26 protein-coding genes are annotated in these 24908 nt (G+C 68.0%); 12 read left to right on the top strand and 14 right to left on the bottom strand.

The window, feature by feature from the left end:
* The first annotated feature begins 157 nt into the window (after positions 1 to 157).
* Both ESP51_RS04070 and ESP51_RS04065 read left to right on the top strand, forming a co-directional pair.
* Positions 158 to 1276 (top strand): zinc-dependent alcohol dehydrogenase, encoded by a 1119-nt coding sequence (locus ESP51_RS04070; RefSeq protein WP_129519620.1) that lies wholly within the window; start codon positions 158 to 160, stop codon positions 1274 to 1276.
* 33 nt (positions 1277 to 1309) lie between these two features.
* Entirely contained in the window at positions 1310 to 1699 is a 390-nt protein-coding gene (locus ESP51_RS04065) for a nuclear transport factor 2 family protein (RefSeq protein ID WP_129519619.1), read from the top strand.
* 20 nt (positions 1700 to 1719) lie between these two features.
* Here ESP51_RS04065 and ESP51_RS04060 read toward each other — a convergent pair whose 3' ends face one another.
* From ESP51_RS04060 to ESP51_RS04040, 5 genes are read right to left on the bottom strand one after another with little or no spacing between them, the layout of a single operon-like run.
* On the bottom strand, positions 1720 to 2439 hold the full coding sequence (locus ESP51_RS04060; RefSeq protein WP_206737199.1) for an ABC transporter ATP-binding protein: 720 nt from the start codon (positions 2437 to 2439) through the stop codon (positions 1720 to 1722).
* Entirely contained in the window at positions 2436 to 3155 is a 720-nt protein-coding gene (locus ESP51_RS04055) for an ABC transporter ATP-binding protein (protein WP_129519617.1), read from the bottom strand. Before ESP51_RS04055 ends, ESP51_RS04060 begins: the two co-directional genes overlap by 4 nt.
* The gene (locus ESP51_RS04050) at positions 3152 to 4192 is read right to left on the bottom strand and encodes a branched-chain amino acid ABC transporter permease (protein ID WP_129519616.1); all 1041 of its coding nucleotides are present in this window, start codon (positions 4190 to 4192) and stop codon (positions 3152 to 3154) included. The genes ESP51_RS04055 and ESP51_RS04050 overlap by 4 nt, the downstream gene beginning before the upstream one ends.
* On the bottom strand, positions 4189 to 5052 hold the full coding sequence (locus ESP51_RS04045; protein WP_164990395.1) for a branched-chain amino acid ABC transporter permease: 864 nt from the start codon (positions 5050 to 5052) through the stop codon (positions 4189 to 4191). Before ESP51_RS04045 ends, ESP51_RS04050 begins: the two co-directional genes overlap by 4 nt.
* Positions 5053 to 5080: 28 nt before the next feature.
* Positions 5081 to 6388: an ABC transporter substrate-binding protein gene (locus tag ESP51_RS04040; RefSeq protein WP_129519614.1), complete on the bottom strand. Its 1308-nt coding sequence runs from the start codon at positions 6386 to 6388 to the stop codon at positions 5081 to 5083.
* Positions 6389 to 6650: 262 nt separating this feature from the next.
* Between ESP51_RS04040 and ESP51_RS04035 the strand changes: the two genes are divergently transcribed.
* Together ESP51_RS04035 and ESP51_RS04030 are read left to right on the top strand one after the other, a co-directional pair.
* Entirely contained in the window at positions 6651 to 8060 is a 1410-nt protein-coding gene (locus tag ESP51_RS04035; RefSeq protein WP_129519613.1) for an aldehyde dehydrogenase family protein, read from the top strand.
* Between the two features lie 37 nt (positions 8061 to 8097).
* A complete protein-coding gene (locus ESP51_RS04030) occupies positions 8098 to 8826 on the top strand; it encodes an SDR family NAD(P)-dependent oxidoreductase (protein WP_129519612.1) in 729 nt (242 codons plus the stop codon).
* 97 nt (positions 8827 to 8923) lie between these two features.
* Here ESP51_RS04030 and ESP51_RS04025 read toward each other — a convergent pair whose 3' ends face one another.
* The 7 genes from ESP51_RS04025 to ESP51_RS03995 form a co-directional block, all read right to left on the bottom strand.
* Complete coding sequence (locus ESP51_RS04025) at positions 8924 to 10210, bottom strand: alpha/beta hydrolase domain-containing protein (protein ID WP_206737197.1); 1287 nt, start codon at positions 10208 to 10210, stop codon at positions 8924 to 8926.
* 445 nt (positions 10211 to 10655) lie between these two features.
* Positions 10656 to 12089: a polysaccharide lyase family 1 protein gene (locus ESP51_RS04020; protein WP_164990394.1), complete on the bottom strand. Its 1434-nt coding sequence runs from the start codon at positions 12087 to 12089 to the stop codon at positions 10656 to 10658.
* A 256-nt stretch (positions 12090 to 12345) separates the two neighbouring features.
* Positions 12346 to 13620 (bottom strand): diaminobutyrate--2-oxoglutarate transaminase, encoded by a 1275-nt coding sequence (gene ectB / locus ESP51_RS04015; protein WP_129519609.1) that lies wholly within the window; start codon positions 13618 to 13620, stop codon positions 12346 to 12348.
* A 61-nt stretch (positions 13621 to 13681) separates the two neighbouring features.
* Positions 13682 to 14566: an alpha/beta fold hydrolase gene (locus tag ESP51_RS04010; protein ID WP_129519608.1), complete on the bottom strand. Its 885-nt coding sequence runs from the start codon at positions 14564 to 14566 to the stop codon at positions 13682 to 13684.
* Positions 14563 to 15033, bottom strand: coding sequence for a Fe-S cluster assembly sulfur transfer protein SufU (gene sufU / locus ESP51_RS04005; RefSeq protein ID WP_129519607.1), 471 nt, complete (start codon positions 15031 to 15033; stop codon positions 14563 to 14565). Before sufU ends, ESP51_RS04010 begins: the two co-directional genes overlap by 4 nt.
* Positions 15030 to 16325 carry a SufS family cysteine desulfurase gene (locus ESP51_RS04000; protein WP_241842964.1) on the bottom strand — a complete coding sequence of 432 codons (1296 nt, stop codon included), beginning with the start codon at positions 16323 to 16325 and terminating at the stop codon, positions 15030 to 15032. Before ESP51_RS04000 ends, sufU begins: the two co-directional genes overlap by 4 nt.
* A gap of 107 nt (positions 16326 to 16432) precedes the next feature.
* Positions 16433 to 16786, bottom strand: coding sequence for a YciI family protein (locus ESP51_RS03995; RefSeq protein ID WP_129519605.1), 354 nt, complete (start codon positions 16784 to 16786; stop codon positions 16433 to 16435).
* Between the two features lie 102 nt (positions 16787 to 16888).
* Here ESP51_RS03995 and ESP51_RS03990 point away from each other — a divergent pair, with 102 nt between their 5' ends.
* The 4 genes from ESP51_RS03990 (at position 16889) to ESP51_RS03975 (ending at position 19729) form a co-directional block, all read left to right on the top strand.
* On the top strand, positions 16889 to 17677 hold the full coding sequence (locus ESP51_RS03990; RefSeq protein WP_129519604.1) for a metalloregulator ArsR/SmtB family transcription factor: 789 nt from the start codon (positions 16889 to 16891) through the stop codon (positions 17675 to 17677).
* 56 nt (positions 17678 to 17733) lie between these two features.
* Complete coding sequence (locus ESP51_RS03985; protein WP_129519603.1) at positions 17734 to 18258, top strand: MarR family winged helix-turn-helix transcriptional regulator; 525 nt, start codon at positions 17734 to 17736, stop codon at positions 18256 to 18258.
* A 73-nt stretch (positions 18259 to 18331) separates the two neighbouring features.
* On the top strand, positions 18332 to 19336 hold the full coding sequence (locus tag ESP51_RS03980; RefSeq protein WP_129519602.1) for a CPBP family intramembrane glutamic endopeptidase: 1005 nt from the start codon (positions 18332 to 18334) through the stop codon (positions 19334 to 19336).
* Between the two features lie 60 nt (positions 19337 to 19396).
* The gene (locus tag ESP51_RS03975; RefSeq protein ID WP_129519601.1) at positions 19397 to 19729 is read left to right on the top strand and encodes a nuclear transport factor 2 family protein; all 333 of its coding nucleotides are present in this window, start codon (positions 19397 to 19399) and stop codon (positions 19727 to 19729) included.
* A 33-nt stretch (positions 19730 to 19762) separates the two neighbouring features.
* Here ESP51_RS03975 and ESP51_RS03970 read toward each other — a convergent pair whose 3' ends face one another.
* A complete protein-coding gene (locus ESP51_RS03970; protein ID WP_338420336.1) occupies positions 19763 to 20158 on the bottom strand; it encodes a CHY zinc finger protein in 396 nt (131 codons plus the stop codon).
* Between the two features lie 42 nt (positions 20159 to 20200).
* Between ESP51_RS03970 and ESP51_RS03965 the strand changes: the two genes are divergently transcribed.
* Both ESP51_RS03965 and ESP51_RS03960 read left to right on the top strand, forming a co-directional pair.
* Positions 20201 to 21442: a lipase family protein gene (locus tag ESP51_RS03965; protein WP_129519600.1), complete on the top strand. Its 1242-nt coding sequence runs from the start codon at positions 20201 to 20203 to the stop codon at positions 21440 to 21442.
* A 112-nt stretch (positions 21443 to 21554) separates the two neighbouring features.
* Positions 21555 to 22046, top strand: a complete 492-nt coding sequence (locus ESP51_RS03960) for a bifunctional nuclease family protein (protein ID WP_129519599.1) — start codon at positions 21555 to 21557, stop codon at positions 22044 to 22046.
* A 33-nt stretch (positions 22047 to 22079) separates the two neighbouring features.
* Here ESP51_RS03960 and ESP51_RS03955 read toward each other — a convergent pair whose 3' ends face one another.
* Complete coding sequence (locus ESP51_RS03955) at positions 22080 to 22652, bottom strand: GNAT family N-acetyltransferase (RefSeq protein WP_129519598.1); 573 nt, start codon at positions 22650 to 22652, stop codon at positions 22080 to 22082.
* Between the two features lie 311 nt (positions 22653 to 22963).
* Between ESP51_RS03955 and ESP51_RS03950 the strand changes: the two genes are divergently transcribed.
* Both ESP51_RS03950 and ESP51_RS03945 read left to right on the top strand, forming a co-directional pair.
* Positions 22964 to 23902 carry an ABC transporter permease gene (locus ESP51_RS03950; RefSeq protein WP_206737196.1) on the top strand — a complete coding sequence of 313 codons (939 nt, stop codon included), beginning with the start codon at positions 22964 to 22966 and terminating at the stop codon, positions 23900 to 23902.
* On the top strand, positions 23899 to 24867 hold the full coding sequence (locus ESP51_RS03945; RefSeq protein WP_129519596.1) for a carbohydrate ABC transporter permease: 969 nt from the start codon (positions 23899 to 23901) through the stop codon (positions 24865 to 24867). Before ESP51_RS03950 ends, ESP51_RS03945 begins: the two co-directional genes overlap by 4 nt.
* The last annotated feature ends 41 nt before the right edge of the window (positions 24868 to 24908 follow it).

Here is a 24908-nt window from a genome sequence, read left to right as displayed (position 1 = left end):
GCCACGGCGCTCGAGGTGACCACCATGCGGAACGGGCCTCCGTTCACTCTGAGTCAACGGGCGTTCGGCCCGCGACAACCGCGCCGGGACCGCGACTGGGAATGCTGGGAGCAGCGTCCGACGCGAGCCCGCGCTGCACGCTGTGAAGGAGCACTCCATGGTCACTGCCGCCGCCCCGACGATCTCCCGGCAAGCCGTCTTCCCCGAACGGGGTGTGATCGAGGTGACCACGATCGAAGTGCCGTCGCCGGCAGCCGACCAGTTGCTCATGCGAGTACGGCGGGTGGGCATCTGCGCCACCGACCTGCACCTCCTCGAGGGGCACATCGGAGATCCGTTCCCCCTGGTGCCCGGCCACGAGTTCGTGGGCGAGGTCGCCGCGATCGGTGGCGAAGCCGCGCGTCGGCGTGGGCTTGCGGTCGGCGATCGCATCGCCGTGGAGATGCTGCTGCCGTGTGGAGCGTGCTCGCGCTGCGCGGAGGGCCGGTACAACCTGTGCGATCGCGATGATCCGGCGGGCGGAGCGCCGGTCGGCCGGGAGTACGGCGTCAACATCCCGCGCACGGCAGCACCTGGCCTCTGGGGTGGCTACGCGGACTATCTGCACGTGCCGTCGGAAGCGATCGTCCATCGGCTCCCGGATTCCATTCCGTGGGACACCGCCGCGCTCGTCGAGCCGCTCGCCGTGTCGTTCCGGGCGGTGCAACGCGGTCGCGTGGCCGAAGGCGACACGGTGGTCGTCATCGGGCCCGGGCCGGTCGGCCTGCTGATCTCCGCCGCCGCGAAGATCGCCGGTGCGGCGCGCGTCGTCATGGTCGGCACCCGACCGAACCGGCTGGACCTCGCTCGCCGCTTCGGCACGGACGCGACCATCGATTCCCGGTCGGTCGACGATGTGCGAGACGCCGTCGCCGAGGAACTCGGCGGACTGGCCGATGTCGTCATCGAGATCGCCGGAGTCACCGCCGCGCAATCGCTCGCGGTGACGCTCGTGCGCCGTGGTGGCCGAGTGGTGCTGGCCGGCGCGTGCGGGTGGGGGGCCGACGTGACGTTCGGTGCCGACCGCGACCTGCTCACCCGCGAGATCGATGTGCTGCCCTCGTTCCTCTCGGCGGGCGGCTACGAGCCCGCGATCGCCGCGCTCGCCGACGCGGCCTATCCGTATGCAGCTCTCGTCACGCACCGGTTCCCGTTGGAGCAGGTGCGTGACGCGTACGACGTCGTGCGTGAGAAGCGCGACGACGTCATCAAGGCCGTGCTGGTCCTCGCCGACTGACGCGCCGCATCCCATCAATCCCAAGGAGTCGCCATGAAGAGCCCCCGCGAGGTCATCGAATCGCACTACGCCGCCGGAGAGCGAGGAGACCTGCCCGGCATGATGGCGGATTTCGCAGCGGACATCGTCTGGACCGAAGCCGCCGGTTTCCCGGTCGCCGGCACCTACGTCGGCGTGGACTCCGTGCGCGACAACGTGTTCATCGCCCTCGCCAGGGAATGGGACGGCTGGTCGGTCGCTATCGACGAGCTCGTGGTCGACGGGGAGACCGTGGTCGGACTCGGCACCTATACCGGCACCAACAAGGCGACGGGCAAGTCGGTCAGCACTCGCGTCGCGCACGTCTGGCGGGTGCAAGACGGCAGGGCCGTAAAGTTCGAGCAGATCACGGACACCGCTGAAGTTCTCGTGGCGATGCGCTGACCACCCTCGACGGATGCGGCTCAAGCAAGGCGGTATGCCTGTTCGAGCCGCTCCGGCGCCTCCCTCAGCTCGGCGGCCGGAGCGTGCACGACCACGCGGCCCTGTGCCATCGCGTACGCGTCGCTCGCGAGATCGAGCGCCACCTGGGTGAACTGCTCGATCAGGATCACGCCGACACCGGCCGCCGCGATGCGGCGCAGCGCCGGCACGAGCCGGCGCACGATGATCGGGGCGAGTCCGAGCGACATCTCGTCGACCACCAGGTATCGGGGCTGCGAGACGAGCGCCTGGCCGATCGCCAGCATCTGCTGCTGTCCGCCCGACAGCGATCCGGCGAGGCGACCGCGCAGCGGGGTGAGCTCCTCGAACAGCGACTCGACGCGATCCACGGCGGCTGGGCGTTCAATGCGTGGCACGAGAAGGGACGCAACCCGCAGGTTGTCGGCAACGGTCATGTCCTTGAGCACGCGATGGCCTTCGGGCACGGTCGCGATCCCAGCAGTTCGGATGGCGGTCGGGCTCTTGCCGACGAGGTCGGCGCCGTCGAGTCGGACCGATCCGCGCGAGGCCTTGATGGTGCCGGCGAGCGCCAGGACGAGTGAGGACTTGCCTGCACCGTTGGGCCCCAGGAGCGCCGTGATGGCGCCAGGTTCCGCCACGAGGTCGACCCCGTGCACGACCTCGCGGCCGCCGCGTTCGATCGCGATCCCCTCGATGACCAGTCGTCCGTTGTTGCTCACGCGGTCTCCTCGAGTTCGACGGTGCCGAGATAGGCTCGGCGAACCTCGGCGGAAGCGAGTACCTCCGCCGTCACACCCACCGCGATGACGCGGCCGAAGTCGAGCACGGCCGTCGTGCCGCACACGGTGGAGACGAGGTCCATGTCGTGGTCGACGAGGATCACGAGCGCACCGAACTCCTCGGGGATCCGACGGATCAATCCGATCAATCGCTCCGTTTCGCCGGCATCGAGCCCGGCACCGGGCTCATCGAGCAGGATGAGTCGCGGTTCACCGCACACCGTCTTGGCGATCTCGACGAGCCGCCGCTCGAGCATGGAGAGCGCTGAACCGGCTCGATCCAGACCCTCGAGTCCGACGAAGTCCACCGCGCGCTCGACGGCAGTGCGGCCCCCTCCGGTGTGCTCGGAGGACAGGCGGATGTTGTCCCACGCACTCAGCGTGTGGATGACCTGCTCCTGCTGGAACGTTCGCCGCAGCCCCCAGCGCGCGCGCTTCGCCGGATTCATCGCCAGCAGGTCGGTTCCCGCCATGGTGAGCGACCCCGATGCCGGAGCTGCGAACCCCGACAGCGCGTTGAAGAAGGTGGTCTTTCCTGCGCCGTTCGGGCCGATGAGGCCGCACACGTCGCTTTCGAAGGTCAGGGATACCTCGTCGAGTGGCTTCACTCCGCCGTATTGCACGGTGAGCCCTTCCACCAGCAGCGCGCCGCTCATCGCGACCTCCCTTGAGTGAACCGATTCCGGAGGCGAGTGGCGAGCCCCTTCAACTGACCCGCGATCCCCTGCGGGGCGGTCGTGATCGCCTGGATCATGCCGAGCCCGAGAATCACGAAGATGAGGTTGCCGTTGACGCCCCAGGCATCCAGCAGGGGTGGAAGCCCCTGGGAGAGGAACCCGGCGATCGCCGCGCCCAGGAGCGAGAACGCGCCGCCGATGAGCACCGTCGCGAAGAGCAGGATGGACTGCGACGCCTTGAACGAGATCGGATCGAGGAGCCCCGCATTGGCGGCGAGCAGCCCGCCCGCGACGCCCGTGGTGGCGGAGACGACCGCGAGGGCCCACAGGCGATACCGCACCGTGCCGATGCCGGCCGCGAGGGCACCGGCCTCGCTCTGCCGGATCGCCGCCCACGCTCTCCCTGGACGATTCGACAGGTGCAGCGCGATGACGAGGAACATGAGTATCGAGACGACCAGCACGTAGCGGAAGTAGTCGGGATCCGTCGTGCCGAGCACCGGACGGGGCAGCGGTTGCTGCAGCACCCCGCCCTGTGCGCGACCGAGGAATCCGTCGCCGCCGTTCGGGAAGCCGGTGACGTTGAAGACGACCTCGAAGGCGCCCGCGAGCATGAGCGTCACGATCGCGAGGTTGAGACCCGACAGGCGCAGTGCCGGCAGGCCGACGAGTACTCCGATCAGACCCGTGCCGATCGCGGCGACCACGAGGACCAGCTCGAACGGCAGCTCGGTCGCATGGCCGACGCGGAGGGTGATCCACCCGCCCACCCCGATCAGCGAAACCTGTCCGAGCGAGACGAGACCCAGCCGGCCATAGAGCAGGGCGATGCCGGCCGCGGCGATCGCGAAGATCATCGAGACCGTCACGATGCGGGTCCAGTAGGCACCGAGCACCAGCGGCCCGGCGGTGAACAGCGCAATGAGCGCGACCGCGAGTGCGACGTTCCGCACCGTGAAGAGCTTCTCGGCTCTCCACACGGCGATCCGGCTGGACCGCTGCGGCACGGCGGTCATCGGGCGACCTCGATGGTGACGACCTTGCGGCGCTGAAGGTAGAGGATCACGAGAGTGGCCACGACGAACGGTGTGGCGTTGCTGAAGGGCGAGGTCGAGGGGAAGGCCGACGAGACCGCCTGGACGACGCCGATGACCAAGCCCCCGACGAGGGTGCCCACGAGGGATCGGAAACGCCCGACGACCACTGCCGCGAGCACCGGGATGACGATGAACGTCAGGAACACGGGCTCGAGCCGGGTCTGGCTCGAGAGCAGCAAGCCCGAGATGCCGCCGAGGGCTCCCGAGACCGCCCACGCGAGCAGCTCGACGCGCCGCACTCGGATGCCGAGCATCGAAGCCAGCTCCCGATCTGACGCCAGGGCACGCATCGCCGTGCCGGTTGGGCTGCGTTGGAGGTAGATCGACGTGGCGATCACGATCGCCGTCGCGAGAGCCAGGCAGATGAGCTGCGTCACCGTGATGCGCGTTCCGATGCTGAAGCCGATCGTGTCGGTAGGCAGGCGCAGGGTGCGGGCCTTGTCGTCCCACATGAAGAGCATGATCCCGAGGATGAAGAGCGCAAGGCCCAGGGTCGCCGTCGCCTTGGTGAGGGTGTTCACCGTGGCGAGGAAGGGCCCGGCAAGGAAACCGAACAGGAGTGAGAGAGCCGTCGCGGCCAGGATTCCGATCGCGTACGCGAGCACCGGCTGCAACCTGAGCTCGACGAGTTGCCAGGCGAGCATCGCGGATGCCGCGCCCAGTGCGCCGTAGCCGAAGTTGAGCACGCCGGTCGTGCGGTACAGCACGAGCATCCCGACGCCGCTCAGTGCGAACAGCGAACCGAGGACGAGCCCGGCGACGATGAAGGGGAGGATCACGGGAGCAACGACTCTCTCACTCGGATGGTCAGCCGACCAGGCCCAGGGACTGCTCGTTCTCGAGGATCGACGCGAGCGCCGGATCACCGGAATCGATGCAGTCGGTGAGCTTTGTGAACACGCCGTCCGTGATCTCGGCCGTGCGGGTCGAGTGGTTGGCGTTGTGCTCGTCGGCCTCGCCGTAGTACCAGGGGCGGCAGAGCAGGTCGGACTCGGCGTTCTTGATGCCGAGCATCGCCTGCGACACCGACTCCCGCGTGATGTTCTCAGGGTCGAGCTCCAGCACTGCGGTGGTGAACATCTTGGCTGCGAGGAATCCGGCCTGGCTGAACGTGTCGCGGGGCGCGTCGCCAGCAGCGTACGCGTCCATGACAGACTTCCAGAGCTCGTTGTCCTCGCCGTCGGCGTCGACGAGCTGCAGCTCCGAGTTCGCGACGAAGCCCTCCCAGTACGCACCGATCTGCGATCCGAACTGGGCGTCGTAGCACGAGGCCGTGCACGTCCAGATGATGTCGCCGCGGGCATCCTGCTGCTCGACCGCTGCGAGGATCGCCGCGGTGATGGGGCCCGGGTCCACGATGATCACCGATGTGGCGCCGGAGTCCTTGATCTTCTGGATGAGCGGGAGCCAGTTGGTCTCGGTGGGATCGGTGAGCTCGGTGCCGACGATGTTGATGCCGTTGGCCTCCGCGTACTCGAGGATGCCCGCGGCAACCCAGTCGCCGTTGCCCTGCGTGTTGAGACCGACCTGGAAGACGGCGTCGGCCTTGCCCTCCTGCTCGAGCCACTGCAACAGCTGGATCGCGCTCTGTCGCGGTCCGGCGTTGACCGGCGCGATGTTGCTGGAGGTGAAGCAGGCCTGGGGCACGCCGACGCCCGTGATCGAGTAGAGGTCGGCCTTGGCGTACTCGGCGTTTGCGACGTCGCAGCCGATGAAGGTCGCATCGCCCACGAGCCCCACGACGCTGTCGTCTGCCGCATAGCCTGCCGCGAGCTGGGCCGTCTTCGTCGGGTCGAGCGCATCGTCCTGGTAGGAGTAGTCGATCGGACGGCCGTTGATGCCGCCGTTCTCGTTGACGCAGTCGAAGTAGGCCGCGGCCGCCTTCGGTGCAGACGAGAAGTCGACGCCGCCGCTGGCGGTCGCGATGGCCCCCACCTTGATCGGGTCGCCGGTCGCGGGCTCGCCGGTCGCGAGCCCGCACTGCAGTTCGTCCTTGCTCGTATTGCCACCGGCATTGGCGCCGCCGCCCTCGTCGGCGACGCATGCGCTCAGCGTTGCGGCGAGCAGTATTCCGGTGGCGAGCGCGAGGGCGCTCTTGGCTGTGATTGCACTCATGTCGTGGTACTCCTTCGTACGGGCGTCACGGAGACGGGCAACTGCTCAGGGCGAGGTCCGCCGATGTGCGGTGCAGTTCTCAGGATCGATCCGTGACATCGAAAGGCTGTTGTTCCGAGGCGAAGAGGGCTTGCCCGAGGGCGCACAGCCCTCCCGGCCTGCGCTGAGGGACACACGGCGTGCGCCCACGGTCAACCGCATTTCCCTCCCTCCTCGTGAAGCTGGGATGGCTGCATCACGCGCACTCATCGAGGAGGAAGTCATGTCGGAATACGTCGAGCTGCTGGCCCGCGTCGCGGCGCCCGCCGGCGCGGGCCGCGAGGTCACCGACCCCGCGACCGGCGAGACCATCGGTCTCGTCCGAGAGCAGACGGTGGAGGACCTCGAAGGGGCCATCGCCGCCGCGAAGGCGGCGCAGCCCGCGTGGGCGGCCCTCGGGCATGCGAAACGCAGCGAACTGCTCAACGCCGCCGCCGATCGCATCGATGCGCAGGCCGAGTCGCTCGCGCACTTGCTCTCACGCGAGCAGGGAAAGCCGCTGAACGGCCCCAACGCGCGGTTCGAGGTCGGGGCCTGCTCCGCGTGGCTTCGCGCCACCGCGGCGACCGTGCTCGAGAGCGAGGTCGTCGTCGACGACGGGGCGACCAAAGCCGAACTGACCTACAAGCCGCTCGGAGTGGTCGGCGCCATCGGCCCGTGGAACTGGCCGCTGATGATCGGCATCTGGCAGATCGCCCCGTCGCTGCGCATGGGGAACACCGTCGTCGTCAAGCCGTCGTCGTTCACGCCGCTCAGCGTCCTGGCGATGGTCTCGATCATGAACGAGGTGCTGCCACCCGGGGTGCTCGTCGCCATCTCCGGCAACCGTGACGTCGGTGCTCGGCTTGCGGCGCATCCGCACATCGCCAAGGTCATGTTCACCGGCTCCACCGCTGCCGGACGGGAGATCATCAAGAGCTCGGCGAGCAACCTCGCCCGGCTCACACTCGAGCTCGGCGGCAACGACGCCGGAATCGTGCTGCCCGGAACCGACCCGGCGGCGATTGCCGAGAACCTGTTCTGGGGCGCCTTCATCAACACCGGTCAGACGTGCGCGGCCCTCAAGCGCCTCTACGTCCACGACTCGATCTATGAAGAGGTGATCGCTGCACTGAAGGACGTGACCGCACGGATGCCGATGGGCAACGGTCTCGACGAGTCGAACGTGCTCGGCCCGGTGCAGAACAAGAAGCAGTTCGACATCGTGTCGGGGCTGGTCGAGGACGCAAAGGCCCGCGGAGGCCGAGTGATCACCGGCGGCACCGCCGCCACGGAACTCGGCGACCTGTTCTACCCGGTCACGATCATCGCCGACCTCGACGACGGCGACCCGCTCGTCGACGAGGAGCAGTTCGGTCCGGCTCTCCCGGTCATCCGGTACTCGGATGTCGAGGACGCCATCGCGAGCGCGAATCGCCTCGACACCGGGCTCGGTGCATCCGTCTGGTCTGCGGACCCGGCCGAGGCCCGCGACGTCGCCGCCCGACTCGAGGCCGGAACGGTGTGGATCAACCAGCACGGCACACTGCATCCGATGGCGCCGTTCGGTGGCGTGAAGGCATCCGGGTACGGGCTCGAGTTCGGCGTCGAGGGGCTCAAGTCGGTCGCGGTGCCCCAGATCATCAACGGCTAGCCATGATCGCGATATGGCCTCCGCTCACGTGAGTGACATGACCTTCCGACCGGGGCTGTTCGCCGGCCGAGTCGCCGTGGTGACCGGAGGAACATCGGGACTCGGTGCGGCGACCGCACGCGTTCTCGCTCAGTTGGGCGCCGAGGTTCACGCGGTCGGCCTCGGAGCGGATCCTCGAATATTCGAGGATCCGCTCATCCGGGTCCGGGAGCTCGACGTCACCGACGACGACGCGCTCAACGACCTGTTCGCGCACCTCGATCGCCTCGACATCCTCGTGCCAGCGGCCGGCATCAGCATGGGCGAGCGAGAGCTCGAATGGGAGGCCTTCCAGCGCGTGGTCTCGATCCAGCTGCTCGCCGTGTATCGCACCATCCAGCTCGCTCATCCCCTGCTCACTCGCGCCGGCGGAAGCGTGATCACCATCGCCTCGATGTACGCGTACTTCGGTGGCGGCACGATCGCCGCGTATTCGGCGGCGAAGGGCGGCGTCGTGCAGCTGACGAAGTCCTTGGCCGAGGTCTACGCCGCCGACGGCGTGAGAGTGAACGCCATCGCTCCGGGCTGGATCGACACCCCGCTCCTCACTCCACTCAAGGAGGATCCGGTGATCGGCGATCGGCTGCTCTCACGGACGCCGCTCGGGCGGTACGGCAACCCTGAAGAAGTCGGCACCGCGGTGGCCTTCCTGGCCTCGGATGCGGCGTCCTTCATCACGGGCGCCGTACTGCCGGTCGACGGCGGCTACCTCGTCACCGGAATCTGAGCGACCGTCCACACGCGTCGAGGACTGCGCACCACCTTCCCACTGGAGAGGTGATGCGCAGTCCCGCTTGGCCTGACGGGATCGGGCCCCGACGTTCTCAGCGAGCGACGTTCGAGGCCTTCGCGGCCTCGACAGCAGCCTTCTCATCGAACTTCAGGATGTACCCGTCATTCTGAGCCTCGTGCATCGTGCTGCGGACTTGCTTGACGTAGTTGTCGTGCGTTCCGTAGAGCGACTTCAGCTCCTCGTCGGTGTAGTAGCGATGCTGGCCCGACACGGAGCAGGGGAACGCCGTCCCGTTGCGTGGCGTGAGGAAGGCGGTGGGAGCCGTGAGCTGTGCGAGCCGGACTCCCCCCAGCGCATTTCCGTCGGCGTCGCGCACGGGTACGCCGGCGGCATCCCGATCGAAGAGCTTCGAAGGCGCCGCCGGGTTCCCGGTCAGGATCCACTCGCGAACGGACTCGATGGCGGCGTTCAGGACCAGGCCGGTGTCGACCGTGCTGAACGCCGGAAGTGCCACGCACGATGGCTCGATCCAGTCGGTGAAGGAGATCGGTCCGTTCGGGCCGAGCAGGGACTGGTCACGAACGATGACCTCGTCCATGTATTGCGACCCGTACAGTGACGCGTGGGTACCGCCGGCGACTTCCCAGACCCGCGTGTACTCCGACGTGGTCCGCGGGAATCCGAAGGCGAATGCGTCGGAGTTGACGCTGATCGCCGGAACGGCCTGGTCGGATCGCAACTGGCCGGCCGCGTCTTCGTAGACGAAGCCGTCGAAGAGTTCGTAGAGCGGCTGGATCGTGTTGTAGTACACGGTCAGGCGCGCCGCTGATTGCGATTGCCCCGCTGCGATGACGTTCTCAACTTCGAGGCCGGGGAGCGGCTCGACGTCGCCGACGTTGTCTGCGAGCGCCTTGGACACCTGCGACATGATGTCCCACGACAGGGGATCGCCCGTGCAGAGGGATGTTCCGTCAGTGCCACAGGCGTTGACGTCCACTGAGAGACTCCCGTACCGCTCCGGACTCCATCGCTTGAGGTGTTCGACACCGACCCGCTGAGCCGAAACCGCGGCCACCGCGTATCCCTCGCGCAGCAGATGCTCGTACACCTCGGCGAACAGGAACTCCCCGTCCTGCCCGATCGTCACGTTGGCCCACTCGACGATGAGGGTGCCGTTGAAGTCCTCGGGCTGGGGCGTCCTGACCAGCACGCGCGTGCGGTACGGCCGGTCTCCATCGATGATCTGCGCGGCTTGCAACGCACCGGTCTCCGCACCCGAATAGCGATTCGCCACACCGTCCGCGTAGAACTCCCGCTCGGTGTAGCCCAGTGCCGCCAGATCGACGGCGGCGGCTCCGAGCGGTGTCGTGCCGGGCACATCGACTTCCGTCAGTGCCGCGGCGGGCACCGCCAAGCCCTCTGCCTCTGCCGCCGCAGCTGCGGTCGACGACGCGAAGGATACGGTTGGGACAGAAACAAGTGCTGCCGTGAGAGCCAACGGCAATAGTGCTCCAGCCACGATGCGCGGCCTCATCGCCGACACGTGGACGTGCATTCTTCTCATTCTCGAGCCTTTCCCTGCAGGGACATCCGTTCCAGCTGATGCCGGGCTCACTCGTGCGAGCTCGGTCCTCTGACGGGGGAAGTCTCGTGCTGATCCGGGTGCGCCGGTTTGGCCGTGCATGCACAACACTTGTCGGCCGGTGCTGTCCTGTGATTGAAACGGCGCCGCCGCACGCGGCCTCGACGCAGGCCGCGACCCCGGTCGAGAGCAACGCGTGCGGAACGCGTGCTCGACCGGGGTCCCGGTTCGCCGAAGCGACTTACTGTGCTGGCGCGCAGCTGAGCGTGGCGAGTCCCTTGCCGGCTCCCGCGACCGCGGGCAGGCTCTGCTCGACGCAGCCGGGCTTCGCGAGAACGTAGGCATATGGGATCGCCTCAGGGAACTGCGCCGTCGTCTTCCAGTCAGTGGCGTTCTTCAGGCATGTCCCGCTGCACGATCCCCATTTGATTCCGTAGGTCGCGAAATCGGACGGGGAGGTGATGTTGTTCCCGTTCAGCTCCCAGTAGCCGACCTTCGGGCTGTCGCGTGAGGTCACCGGGTTCGTGGCGTTCTCGAAGTGGTTCCCTTCGATGAGGGCGTAGCCCCCCATTCGCACGTTGATGCCGGACGTGCTCACACCGCTGTAGAGGTTGTTGTACACGTGCGCGCGGCCACTCCGTTGCAACGGGGTTCGGGCGCCCACGTTCTCGTAGTAGTTGTGGTGGAACGTGAGGTGCGTGGTGGAGAGGTCGGAGTCGGATGCCCCGACGAGCCCCACCTTGGTGTGGTCGTGGATGTGGTTGTACGACACGGTGACGTCGTGTGCTCCTCTCTTGACGTCGAGGAGGCCGTCGAACGAGAGGTCGCCGGCTCCGCTGCACTTGACGAGTGCGCTGAACAGGGTGTTGTGGTCCACCCAGATGTCAGCAGGCTTCCCGGAACTGGTCCCCTCGATGCCGATGGCGTCGATGGATCCCGGAAGCAGACCGATCGTCATGTTGCGAATGATGATGTTCTGCGAGTTCCCCGCAACGTTCAGCCCGAAGTTGGCGGCGGAACCGCTTGCCCCCTCGATCGTCACGTTGCTCTTGCCCTTGATCGACACGATCGTGCCGGCCGGCTTCTGCCATTGAGCGCAGACATCCGAGATGCTTCCGAAGTCGAACGTGCCGGTGTAGCGGATCACCAGCCCGGACGCGCCGTCGTAACGGTCGATCGCGGCCTGCATCTCGGATGCGGTGCGAACGGTGATCGGACCCGCGTTCCCCCCGCCGGTCACCCCACCCTCTCGCGTATCGGCATAGCCGCCCGACTTGGTCGCTGCACTGCCCGCAGATGCCGTCGGCGCGGGAGCCGGGCTACTCGTGGGAGTAGGGCTACTCGCGGGTGTCGGGCTGCTCGTGGGAGTCGGGCTCGAGGTCGCCGACGTCCCCTTTCCATCCGACCAGTAGACGAGGACCTGCGTCCCTGCCGGCACGATCGTGCCGGCAGCGGGGTCGGTGGCGACCACGCTTTCCGCTGGCAGCGACGACGTCACCATCTTGTTCGCGGACTTCAGACCGTCGGCTTGCAGGGCCACCCGGGCGGCGGACTTCTGCTGACCGACGACCGAAGGAACCGTCACATTGTCCGGAGCGGCCATTGCCGTGGACGGAGCACTGATGGCGACGGCGAGTGCCAGTGCCACTGCCAGCGAGAAGTGCCGTTTCCTCACATGTCGCTCCGGGGTCGATCGAGATCTGCGGGGGAGCAGAGTCATTCGCTTGGGTCCTCTCTCGTCAACGCCGCGCCCGCATTCACAGTGAGTCCGGTGACGCGACACAGCGCATCGTATACGATCCGGGTACCCATTTGGGGGACAGGAATGTTACGAACGAGGTCCGCTTCCAGAGGCGACAATGGCAAGCGCGAGCAGGTCGGATTTGCGGATGCTGCAGCTGCGGCATCTGCCTCTCCTCACCCCGCGGAGCTCAGCCGGCGAGTACCGAGTCGAGGCTCTCGCGCACGATCGCGAGGCCGCGGGCGAGCTCGTCTTCGGTGATGGTGAGCGCGGGCAGGAACTTCAGCACCTCGTCGAAGGCGCCGGAGGTCTCGATGACGAGGCCTCGGCGGAATGCCTCGGCCGAGATGCGGCCGGCGAGGCCGCGGTCGCCGTCGCACGCGAGGCCGTACATGAGCCCGCGCCCGCGCACGACGAAGCCGAGCTCGGGGTGCGCGGCGGCGATCTGCTCGAGTTCGGCGGCGAGCAGCGCCGACTTCGCGGCGACGCCGTCGACGAGCGCGGAGTCGGCCCAGTAGGTCTCAAGCGCGACGCGCGCCGAGACGAACGCGAGGTTGTTGCCGCGGAACGTGCCGGTGTGCGCGCCCGGCTTCCAGACATCGACGTCGGGGCGCAGCAGCACGAGCGACATCGGCAGGCCCGAGCCCGAGATCGACTTCGACACCGTCACGATGTCGGGCACGATGCCCGACGCCTCGAAGGCGAAGAAGGCGCCGGTTCGGCCGATGCCCGACTGGATCTCATCGAGGATCAGCAGGATGCCGCGGGCGGCCGTGAGCTCGCGGAGCCGCTGCAGCCACGGCACGCTCGCGACGTTGATGCCGCCCTCGCCCTGCACCGCCTCGACGATGACGGCCGCGGGCAGGTCGAGCCCGCTGCCCGGGTCGTCGAGCATCTTCTCGAGCAGGTCGAGGGTGTCGACGTCGGGGCCGAGGTAACCGTCGTAGGGGAGTCGCACGATGTCGTCGAGGCCGACGCCGGCCGCGCCGCGGTAGTGGCTGTTGCCGGTCGCCGCAAGCGCGCCCAGGCTGAGCCCGTGGAACGCGTTCGTGAAGGCGACGACGGTCGAGCGGCCGGTGGCCTGCCGGGCGACCTTGAGCGCCGCCTCGACCGCGTTCGTGCCCGTGGGGCCGGTGAACTGCAGCTTGTGGTCGAAACCGCGCGGCTCGAGCACGAGGCGCTCGAACGTCTCGATGAACGCCTTCTTGGCCGACGTCGCCATGTCGAGCCCGTGGATGATGCCATCGCGCTCGAGGTACTCGATGAGCGCGCGGGTGAACGCGGGATTGTTGTGCCCGTAGTTCAGCACGCCGGCGCCCGCGAAGAAGTCGAGGTACTCACGGCCGTCGGCGTCGATCAGGGTCGAGCCGACCGCGCGATCGAACACGGTGGGGAACGCACGGATGTATCCGCGCACTTCGGACTCACGGCGGTCGAATACGTCCAGGGCGGCGGCGTCGCTCATTGCAGGCGGGCTCCTCTTCGGGTGGGATGCGGTGGATCGAGCTTATGCGCCGCTGATGGGTTCAGCTGGGCAGTACCCGTGAGAGGAAGTCCCGCATCCTCGCCGCCGCATCAGGAAAGTGCGTCTCGAGCAACCAGTGGCCGCCGTCGAAGAGGTGCAGCTCGGCATCCGGAAGGTCGCGTAGGTATGCGCGAGCGGCGCCCTCGGGCATGTAGCCGTCTTCGACGCCCCAGAGGATCAGCGTCGGCGGGCGGTGCGTTCGCAAGTACTCCTGCTGGGCTCCGAACCGGTTGAGCGTGGTGGACTGGTCCTCGAAGAGGCGCACCACGTTCTCGCGGCGATCCGGAGTGTTCATCAACGACCAGTGCAGCGTCCAGAGGTCGGGAGTGATCCGTTCCACCAGATCGGCGTGGACTTCTCCCACGAACTCGTCGCGGAAGCCCTCCTCGGTGACGTTCGCCGCGAGCTTCTCTCGCCCATCGGGTGTGGGATTCGCCCAGTGCTCCTTGAGCGCCGCGTACTTCGGTCCGTGCTCGTCGGCGTAGATGTCGCCGTTCTGGATCACGAGCGCCGTCACGCGTTCGGGGTGACGCACGGCCAGCTCCAGCCCGAACTGCGAGCCGTAGTCGTGGAGGTACAGGGCGAATCGCGACAGGCCCAGCGTCTCTGCGAAGCTCTCGAGCCACCGCGAGTACGCCGCGAAGGTGTACGGGAACTGCTCGACCGACGGAGTGCCCGAGTAGCCGAACCCCGGCGCGTCGGGGGCGATGAGGCGCCAGCGATCGCCGAGGGCGGGCAGGAGATTGCGGAACTCGTACGAGGAGCAGGGGTAGCCATGGGGGAGGAGCAGCACCGGCGCGTCGACCGGGCCGGCCTCGCGGAAGAAGGTGCGGATGCCGCCGACCTCGACGAACGCGTGCCGAGTCGTCTGATCGAGTGACGTCATGCCGGCTCCGCGGCCTCCGAGGCGCTCGCCGACGCCGACGCCACGCAGGCCTCGAGCGCGACCCACGCGAGCATCGCGCACTTCACCCGCATGACGTACTTCGAGACGCCATGGAAGGCGATCGCGTCGCCGAGGAGCTCTTCGTTCGCCTCGCCCGCTCCCTTCGAGCGCATCATCGAGCGGAACTCGTCGACGAGCGTTCGCACGCGTTCGAGGTCGGCGCCCGTCGCGAGTTCGGTGAGGGCCGACGCCGAGGCCATTGAGATGCTGCATCCGTCGCCCGTCCAGCCGATGGCTTCGAGTACGGTTCCGGATGCGTCGAGGCGGATGCCCATCGTGATCTCATCGCCGCACGTGGGATTGAGCTCGTGGTGGGTGGCGTGCGGTTCGGCGAGCTCGCCGTCGCCGAGCCGGCGGCGAGAGTGGTCGAGGATCAGCTCTTGATAGAGGCCCGACAGGTCGCTCATGCGTCGACTCCGAAGAACCTGCGCACCTCGGCGAGTGCCGCGGCGAACCGGTGGATCTCGTCGGTGGTCGTGTACACGTAGGCGCTCGCACGCGTGGTCGCCCGAAGCCCGAGGCGTCGGTGCAGCGGCTGCGCGCAGTGGTGGCCGACGCGCACGGCGATGCCCTGCGAGTCGAGGAACTGGCCGACGTCGTGGGCGTGCACTCCCGGCACGTCGACGCTCGCGAGGGCCGCGCGCTCGACGCCGGCAGCCGGCCCGATGAGGCGGATGCCGGGAATCCGCGCCGTCTCGTCGACGAGCAGCTCGGCGAGCGCCGACTCGTGCGCGTGCACCTGCTCCATGCCGAGCGTGTCGAGATAACGCACGGCCTCGGCGAGCGCGACGGCTTGCGACACCGGCTGCGTGCCGGCCTCGAACCGCTGCGGCGAGGGGAGGAACGACGCCGACTCCATCGTCACGGTCGTGATCGTGGATCCGCCGGTGCGCGCCGGCGGCAGCGCGTCGAGCAGGTGCTCTCGCCCGTACAGCACGCCGATGCCCGTCGGCCCGAGCATCTTGTGCGCCGAGAACGCGGCGAAGTCGACCCCGAGCGCCGCGAAGTCGGTGGGCCGGTGCGGCACCGACTGGCACGCGTCGAGCAGCACGAGCGCGCCGTGGCGGTGAGCGAGCTCGACGACCTCGGCGGCGGGCGCCACGAATCCCGTGACGTTCGAGACGTGCCCGAATGCGACGAGGCGCGTTCGCGGCCCGATGACGGATGCCGCGTCGTCGATGCTCCACGTGCCGTCGTCGTGCACGGGGATCCAGCGGAGCGTCGCGCCGGTCTTCGCCGCGAGCCGCTGCCACGGGATGAGGTCGGCGTGGTGCTCGGCCTCGGTCACCACGATCTCGTCATCGGCGCCGAGCCGGAACACGTCGGCTTCGGGGCCGCCGAGGCCGGCCGCGGCATCCGCCATTCCGAGCGCGACCATGTTGATCGCATCGGTGGCGTTCTCGGTCCACACGATCTCGCGCGGCCCGGCGCCGACGAAGCCGGCCACCGTCTCACGGGCCTCTTCGAACGCGCTCGTCGAGGTGCCAACGAGCGTGCTCGCTCCGCGGTGCACGGCGGCGTTCGAGTGCTCGAGGTAGGCGCGTTCGGCATCGAGCACGGCGATCGGGCGTTGCGCGGTCGCCCCCGAGTCGAGGTAGGCGAGCGGATGCCCGTTGAGCTCTTGGTCGAGGTACGGGAAGTCCTCGCGAAGCGTCGTCGGCAGCAGTTCGTCGATGGCGGTCGTTCGGTCGAGGGTCACGGTTCCTCCCAGGATGCCGCACGCGGAGGCGGATCTCCGGGGCGACTGCTTCCAGTCTGACGCAGATCAGCCGAGCAATCGCCGTATGCGGCATCCCCGGGAGTCGCTCACCCCTGACCGGGCAGGTCGAGCAGCTCGTAGATCTCGATCGACGAGTCGTCGAGCATGAGATGCGGGTGGCTTTCGAGCATGTTCTTGAGCTCGTCGGTCGAGTCGGCCTGCATGATCGAGTAGCCACCGACGAATCCGCCCGCCGACCCCGACGATCCGCCCGCTGAACCCGCTTCACCGACCGTACCGACCGCGGTCGTTGGAGAACCGAAGTCAACCAGCGCAGAGCCGGCCCGGTTCGCCCACTCCGTCCACGCATCCATGCCGGCCTGAGCCTCGTCGGGTGAGGAGTTCGCCATCTGGTCTTCAGCAGAGGTTGCCGACCGGTAGAGCAACAGATATTTCGACATCGGTGTCTCCATCCACTATTTTGATGGTGATCAAAATACTCCGACGGTGGACGCACCTCAAGGGTCGGAATCCAAAACGGAGCAGGATGCGAGGATGACTCCATGGGCACGCCCAAGGCACCCCGGAGCGCCGGCGACGGATCCGCGCAGACGCTCATCGATGCGCTGTCGTCGCCGATCCGACGCGAGATCGTGTGGATGGTCTGGGATGCCGAGCTCGCAGCCGGCGACATCGCGGCGGCATTCGACGTGACCGCCGGCACGATCTCGAGCCACCTCGCCGTCCTGCGCGACGCAGGGCTGGTGATCCAGCGTCGCGACGGCAACTTCCGCCGCTACCGTGCCGACCGCACGGCGATGGAAGCGGTGCTGCCGCTCCTCGGCTCATCCGACGAGAAGTGGACCATCGCCGACGACATCCCCGAGCGCACGCTGGCGAACGCGGCGATACAGCCGTGGGTGAACGTCATGGTCGAGGTGCCGCTGTCGCAGGATGCCGCGTTCGAAGCGTTCGTCGACCCCGAAACGTTCTCGGCGTTCCTCGGCGTGCCCGTGTCGATCGATGACGGCCGGTTCTCGACCGAACTCGAGTGGGGCACGAAGGTGCGTGGTGCCTACGAGGTGGTCGTTCCGCCCGAGCTGATCGCACTGCGCTGGGACTTCGAAGACCAGGCGGTACCGGTTCCCGGCCGGCAGCTCGAGGGGTACCTGCGGTTCCGTCCGACGGCATACGGATGCCGCGTCGAAGTGCACCAGGCCGCCGAAGACCGCACGCAGGCCGAGTTCCTCTCGGTCGCCTGGGCACTCGTGTTCGGTCGGCTCGCGGAATATGCGGCATCCGGGTCGGCTTTGCGGCGGAGTCCGAGGCGGAAGCGGTCTGGTTCCTCGTGACAGCGGCTGATCTCATGAACCGTCGCCCGCGACCCGAATCGGGATACCGTCGAGGTATGCCGCCCAGCGCGAGTGAGCGCGATGACGAGGTCGACCTGATCATCGACGCCTGGTCACGACGTCTTCCCGATGTGGACCTGACGCCGCTCGACGTGATGTCGCGCCTCCGGCGTGTGGCGAATCGGCTCGGCCGGCTGCGGGCGAGCGCCTTCAGCGAGGCCGGGCTCGCGGCCTGGGAGTTCGACGTGCTCGCGGCGCTCGGGAGGGCGGAATCGCCGCACGAGCTCAGCCCCGCCCAACTGATCGAGGCCACGATGATCGGCAGCGCGGCGATGACGAATCGACTCGACAACCTCTCGCGTCGCGGCCTCGTCGAGCGACTCCCTCACCCGACAGACCGGCGCAGCGTGCTCATTCGCCTCACCTCCGAAGGGGCGACGCGCGTCGACGACGCCATGCGGCGACTCGCCCATCGCGAGGCCGAGGAGCTGCGCGGGCTCAGCCGTGAAGAGCAGGCGACGCTCGCGCTCCTGCTCCGTCGTCTCGTGCAGGATTCCGGGCAGGATTCCGAGCAGGACTGATCCGCCGGACGGGGGAGTGGACTCCGTCGCCCGGCTGATCCGCGCCCGGTCGCGCGCCGGTAGCTTGGCTCCCATGAGCGATGAACGCACCGACGTGGCCACGTCGACGACGGCCGGCACAGGACCGGCGCAGGTCGCACGGGCGAGTGCACAGCACGTGCCCTGGGCGGCGGTCGCCGTCTTCGCGATCACCTCCTGCGGCCTCGCGTGGCTCGTCGCCGCGCCGCTCTGGATCCGCGGCCAGGGGATGTCCGACCCGCTGCTGCTCGTCTTCGCGGTCGTCATGATGTTCACTCCCGCGATCGCGACGATCGCCGCGCTGCTCGTTGAACGGCGGCAGCTCGGAAGGCGCGGCGTCCGCGTCATCCTGCGCGAACTGGGCATGTGGCCGCTGCGGCCCGCCCGGCGCCCCGTCGGCATCACCGTGGCCGCCATCATCGCGATGCCACTCCTCGTCGCGGCCGGGCTCCTCGTGGTCGGCCTCCTCGGACTCGCCGAGTTCGACCTCGTGGGCTTCTCCGGCTTCGCCGCGCAGGTCGGTGCCGACGTGCCGGCCGGTGCACTCGCGCCGCCGGTCGGGTTGCTGGTGGCGCTGCAGCTCGTCACGATCCCGATCGCCGCGATCATCAACGCACCGTTCGCCTTCGGTGAGGAGGTCGGATGGCGCGGCTGGCTGCTGCCCGCACTGCGCCCCCTCGGCACCTGGCCGGCGCTGCTGGTCTCGGGGGCATTCTGGGGCTTCTGGCACACGCCGCTGATCCTGCTCGGATACAACTTCGGGCTCACCGACGTAACCGGCGTGCTGCTCATGATCTCCTCGTGCGCGCTGCTCGGCATACTGCTCGGGTGGACCCGCTTGCGCACCGGCTCGGTGTGGCCGGCCGTGTTCGGCCACGGCGCCTTCAACGCGTCGGCGGGCATGGGCGCACTGCTCGTCGCGGCGGGCTCGCCCATCCCTGCGGCGTGGATCGCCGGGCCGCTCGGTCTGATCATGTGCGGGGTGTTCGCCGCGGCATCCGTGATCCTCGTGCTCGTCGGCCAGTTCCGGCGCGAACGTCTCGACGCCCGCCTGGGCTGAGCGACGCACCATTCGGTTCGTGACCGACGGATGACTGGGCGGCTGAGTAGGGTGGCGAGCATGTCCGAACAGAGCATGCCGGCGGCCATAAAGGCGTTCGTCGACACGACCAACCGAGGCGACTCCGAGGGGTTCGTCGCCGCCTTCAGCGCCGACGCATACCTCAACGACTGGGGTCGAGAGTTCCACGGCCGCGAGGGCGTCGCGAGCTGGAACGAGACCGACAACATCGGCAAGCAGTCGCACTTCGAGGTGCACGGCATCCGGCCGGGGAGGGTCGAACGCCAGTACCTGCTGACGGTGACCGTGTCGGGCAACGGCTACAACGGACCCGGCACGTTCACGTTCCAGCTCGACGTCGATGGGCTCATCTCGCGATTCATGATCGCGTAGCGCCGGCGCCGGCGCCGGCGCCGGCGCCGGCCGTCAGTCCGCGGTCTCGAAGTAGAGGTGGGTGTGCAGGCGGCAGCGCTCGTTGAACGGAGACCCGCAGGTCGGGCATTCGTTCGTCGTGACGTACGACGCGATCGTGAGCTCGGTGCCGCAGGCTCCGCAGAGCACGGCCTCCTGGTCGCGTTGGTCGAGCGGCCACTGCTCGGCGGGGTGGCCGGCCGTCTCGGCATGGCAGAGGTGGCACGGGTAGTACTCGTTGCAGCACGCGAACCTGATCGCGACGATGTCGACCTCGGTGCGGTAGTGCACGCACCGCGTCATCTCGTCGACGACCGGCCCGAGCACGCGCGGCGACGCTCGGGACTCGCGTTGGCTGGACTCGAGCATGATGACCATCATCCACCAGTTCGTTCGAACGAATCCTGACACGCGTCTACCGTTGGAGATGGTGTCGTATACGGAGAGGACGAGATGACGAGAACGGATCGCCTGAACCTGTCCCTGCTTCGCCCAGCCCTCGCCGATCGCCGCCCGAAAGTGGCGTGCTGGATGGCCGCCGCCGCCGTCGCCTCGACACTCGCGGTGGGATCGCTCGGCGGCTGCAGCTTCGGCGACGACGGCCAGGGGGCGGGCGAGCTCACCGCGGGGCCGTCATCGCCGCCTCCCTCGGAGACTCCCGGCGAACTGGTACGCAGCGAGCGGCTCGAGGGTGCGGCCGAGGGCATCGCGGCCTGGCGCGTGCTCTATCGTTCGACGGATCTCGACGGCAACGACATCGTCGTCTCCGGCTTGGTCGCGGCACCCGATGAGCCGTCGCCGCCGGGCGGGCGCACGGTGGTCTCGTGGGGGCATCCGACGACCGGCGCCGCCGAGCGCTGCGGGCCGTCGCTCAGCGCCGAGCCGCTGAGCACCATCGCAGGGGTTGAGGAGCTCGTCCGCGCCGGCTACGTCGTCGTCGCCACCGACTACGCCGGCATGGGCGCTCCCGGACCCGACTCGTACCTCGTCGGCGAGACGGAGGGACGCAACGTGCTCGACGCGGCGAGGGCGGCTCGCGAGCTCGACATCGGAGCGAGCGACCGCGTCGCGCTGTGGGGGTACTCCCAGGGCGGGCACGCCGTGCTCTTCGCCGCCCAGCAGGCCGAGCCGTATGCTCCCGAGCTCGAGGTGCAGGCGGTCGCGGTGGCGGCGCCGGCCATCGACCTCGCGGCACTGCTCGATACGGCTGTGGCCGACCCCTCAGGCCTCAGGCTCGCGGCCTACACCCTCGATTCCTACGCGTCGGTGTACGCGGCGTCACCGGCACCCGAGCTGCAGACGATCCTGACTCCGGATGCCGCGGCGGCCGTTCCCCGCCTGGCGGAGCTCTGCGCCTTCGACCAGGACACCGAGCTCGACGACCTCAGCCGAACCCTTGTCGGCCGCTTCCTCGCCGCCGACCCGAGGTCGACCGAGCCGTGGGCGAGCCTGATCGCCGAGAACACGCCCGGCACCGCCGAATTCGACGCGCCGCTCTTCGTCGCGCAAGGAGCTGCCGACACGCTCATACGCCCAGAGCTGACCCAGGCGTTCGTCGACCTGCAGCGAGGCCTCGGCACGGATGTCACGAGCGAGGTGATCGACGACACCGACCACGGTCGCATCCCGTACCGAGCCCTGCCCAGCCTGCTGTCATGGCTCGAGGGCACCGCGCCCGCGGCTCCGGCAGGGTGACCTCCGCGGCACCTCGCCCGCTCGTTGTGGTAGTCGGTGAACGATGAGGAGGCGGCCGTCAGCGACCCGATCTACGATGGGTGTCACGCCCGATCCTTCGACGGGAGTCGCCATGATCCAGGTCCGAGTACTCGGCATTGCGCTCGATGCCGCGCAACAGCACATCGTCCTTCTCAAGCCGCTGCTCGACGATGGGGTCGGCGGGCGCGTACTGCCGATCTGGATCGGCGCCCAGGAGGCGACCTCCATCCTCATTGCCGTCGAGGGTGAGCAGGCGCCCCGGCCCCTGTCGCACGACCTCATGAAGACGCTGCTCGACACCCTCGATGCCACGGTCGACCGCATCGAGGTGACCCGCATCGAGGAGGGCACGTTCTACGCCGAGATCACGCTCACCACGACCTCGGGCATACGCATCATCGACGCGCGCCCGTCTGACGCCGTCGCGCTCGCGGTGCGTGCCGAGGCGCCGCTCTTCGTCGCCGAGCAGGTGTTCGACGAGGCTGGGATCCCCGCCGAGTTCACCGAGCCGGCCGAAGAGGAAGAGGTCGACAAGTTCAAGCAATTCCTCGACGAGGTGGATCCCGAGGACTTCCAGGGCTGACGCGCCGGTCCGCGTTGGTCTGCGTCGCGCAGGTCAGCGCAAGTCGAGCCGCATGAGCACGCGTGGGAAGCCGTTGAGCACCGAGTCGGTGTCGGCCGCCTTCGTGAACCCGGCCTTCTCGAAGAGCTTGCGGGTGCCGGCGTAGGCCATCGTGAGGTCGATCTTCTTGCCGCCGTTGTCGAGCGGGTAGCCCTCGATCGCGGGTGCGCCGTGATCGCGGGCGAACTCGACGGCGCCTTCGAGCAGGTGGTGCGAGATGCCCTCGCCGCGATGACCCGGTCGCACGCGGATGCACCACACCGACCACACATCGAGGTCGTCGACGTGCGGGATCTTGCGGTTGCGCGCGAAGCTCGTGTCGGCACGCGGGTGCACGGCGGCCCAGCCCACCACCTCGTCGCCGTCGTAGGCGAGCACGCCGGGTGGCGGGTCTTGCCCCACGAACTGCTGCACGAGTTCTCCGCGCGCCTGGCCCCTGAGCTCGAGGTTCTCCTTCGAGGGGATGCGGTAGCTCAGGCACCAGCACACGTTGGCATCGGGCCGCTTGGGCCCGACCATCGCCTTCACGTCGACGAACACCGTCGCGGGGCGCACCTCGATCGCCATGTGCTCAGCCTGCCACCGGCGGCCGACATCCGGCTCCGAGATCTGACACTCGGATGACGCCGAGGCCGTGCGTATTTGGAATGCGCATGCAGCGTTGCAACAACTGTTTCCAGACGTTTCGTTCCTGAAACTCAGGTCGACCGGTTCTCCGGTTCCATGTCCCAGAGTTCGCGGCAATTGAGCCGGTGTTGCCGAGCGAACGGATTTCGGGACGAATGGAACGCGCTTTCCGTTCCGGCTTGACATCTCAGATCCAGGGCACATACGGTGCTTCACGTACCAATCGAAACTTCAACGGGGAAGAGGCTGTGGTGAATCTCCGAACACCCGCACGGCGCCGAACTCGGCAGGGGCGCGACTACGGGCTCGTCATCCTCGCCGCTCCCGCCGTCATCCTCCTGCTCGTGTTCTCCTACGGCCCGATGGCCGGCCTCGTGGTGGCCTTCCAGGACTTCAACATCGCCGACGGCATCTTCGGCTCGCCGTGGGCCGGCTTCCAGAACTTCGAGTTCTTCTTCACCTCGGGCAACGCTGGGCGCATCCTCTGGAACACGCTGTTCCTCAACATTTTGTTCCTCGCCGCGACGCTCGGCGTCGGCATCCTGCTCGCCCTCATGCTCAACGAGATCCGCGGACGCGTGACGAAGCGGTTCTTCCAGTCGGTCATCTTCATCCCGTACTTCGTCTCGCCCATCGTCGTGAGCATCTTCCTGCAGGCGTTCCTCGCCGGCCCCGGCGGGCGCGGGGGACTCGTGAACGACTTCTTCAACGTCTTCGGGTTCCCCTCTGTCTCCTGGTACACCGAGCCGGGCCCGTGGCCTTGGATCCTCACGATCGTGAAGGTCTGGCAGCTCGGCGGGTACATGAGCGTGATCTTCCTCGCGGCGATCACCTCGATCCCTGAAGAGGTCTACGAGGCCGGCATGATCGACGGTGCGAGCCGGGCGCAGATGGCCCTGCGCATCACGACGCCGCTCCTCAAGCCCACCGCCGCGATCCTGCTCGTGCTCGGTGTCGGCCGCATCTTCTACGGCGACTTCGGCACCATCTACGCGATCGTCGGCGACAACGGCACCCTGTTCTCGACGACCGACGTCATCGACACCTACGTCTTCCGAGCCCTCCGAACGTTCGGTGACTTCGGCACCACCGCCGCCATCGGGCTCTTCCAGTCCATGGTCGGCTTCGTTCTCGTCGTCGTCGCCACCATGGTGCAGCGGCGCTACGCGAAGGAAACGACACTCCTATGACCACGACGACCGTGCTCACGACCACGACCCTGCCGACGGATGCCGCCACTCCGGCATCTCCCGCATCGATCGGCACTCCCACCACCGGCGGTCCGGCCCGGCGCCGCAGCCGTCAGCGACCCGAGGCGTTCACCGTCGTCAGCTACTTCGGCGTGATCGCATTCGGCCTGACCTGCCTGATCCCCTTCTGGATGGTGGTCGCGGGTTCGCTCACCGCCGAGTCGACGCTGTCGCAGCGCGGCTACTCCTTCTGGCCCGATCCGCTGTCGTTCGACGCCTACGCCACCATCTTCAGCGGCAACCGGGTGTGGCTGTCGTACGGTGCGACGCTGTTCATCACGATCGTCGGAACGGCGATCGCCGTCGCCGCGACATCCGGAATCGCCTGGGTGATCGCGCGAGGGCTGGCGTTCGTGAGCCGCCCCCTCGCGATCTTCGCGTACATCCCCATGCTCTTCACCGGCGGCCTCGTGCCGATGTACATCCTGGTCACCCAGGTGCTGCAGCTGCGCAACTCGCTGTTCGCGGTGATCCTTCCGCTCGTGATCGCCCCGTTCCTCGTCTTCGTGCAGGTGAGCTTCTTCAGGGCGACGCCGCAGGAGCTGCTCGACGCGGCACGCATCGACGGGGCTGGCGAGCTGCGCATCTTCTTCCAGATCGTCCTGCCGATCTCGAAGCCCGTCATCGCGGTGATCGCCCTGTTCTATGCGGTCACGTTCTGGAACGAGTGGTTCCACGCGCTCCTGTTCATCAGCGACACCGATCTCTACCCGCTCCAGTTGGTGCTGCAGAACCTGATCTCGAGCGTCGCGAACGCCGCCGACCTCGGCTCGACCGTCTCAGCGCCGGTGTACCAGATGCGGCTCGCGATGACCGTCATCACGATCGGGCCGATCCTGCTCGCGTACCCCTTCGCCCAGCGCTACTTCGTGAAGGGCCTCACCCTGGGTGCGACGAAGGGCTAGTCGCACCAGCCAACACCCCACCCCAGCCCACCCCCGCACCA

The organism is Agromyces albus (genome assembly GCF_004134825.1).
Lineage (GTDB): Bacteria > Actinomycetota > Actinomycetes > Actinomycetales > Microbacteriaceae > Agromyces > Agromyces albus.
Note: the sequence above shows the minus strand (reverse complement) of the source record. Positions and strands in the feature narration are given on the sequence as shown.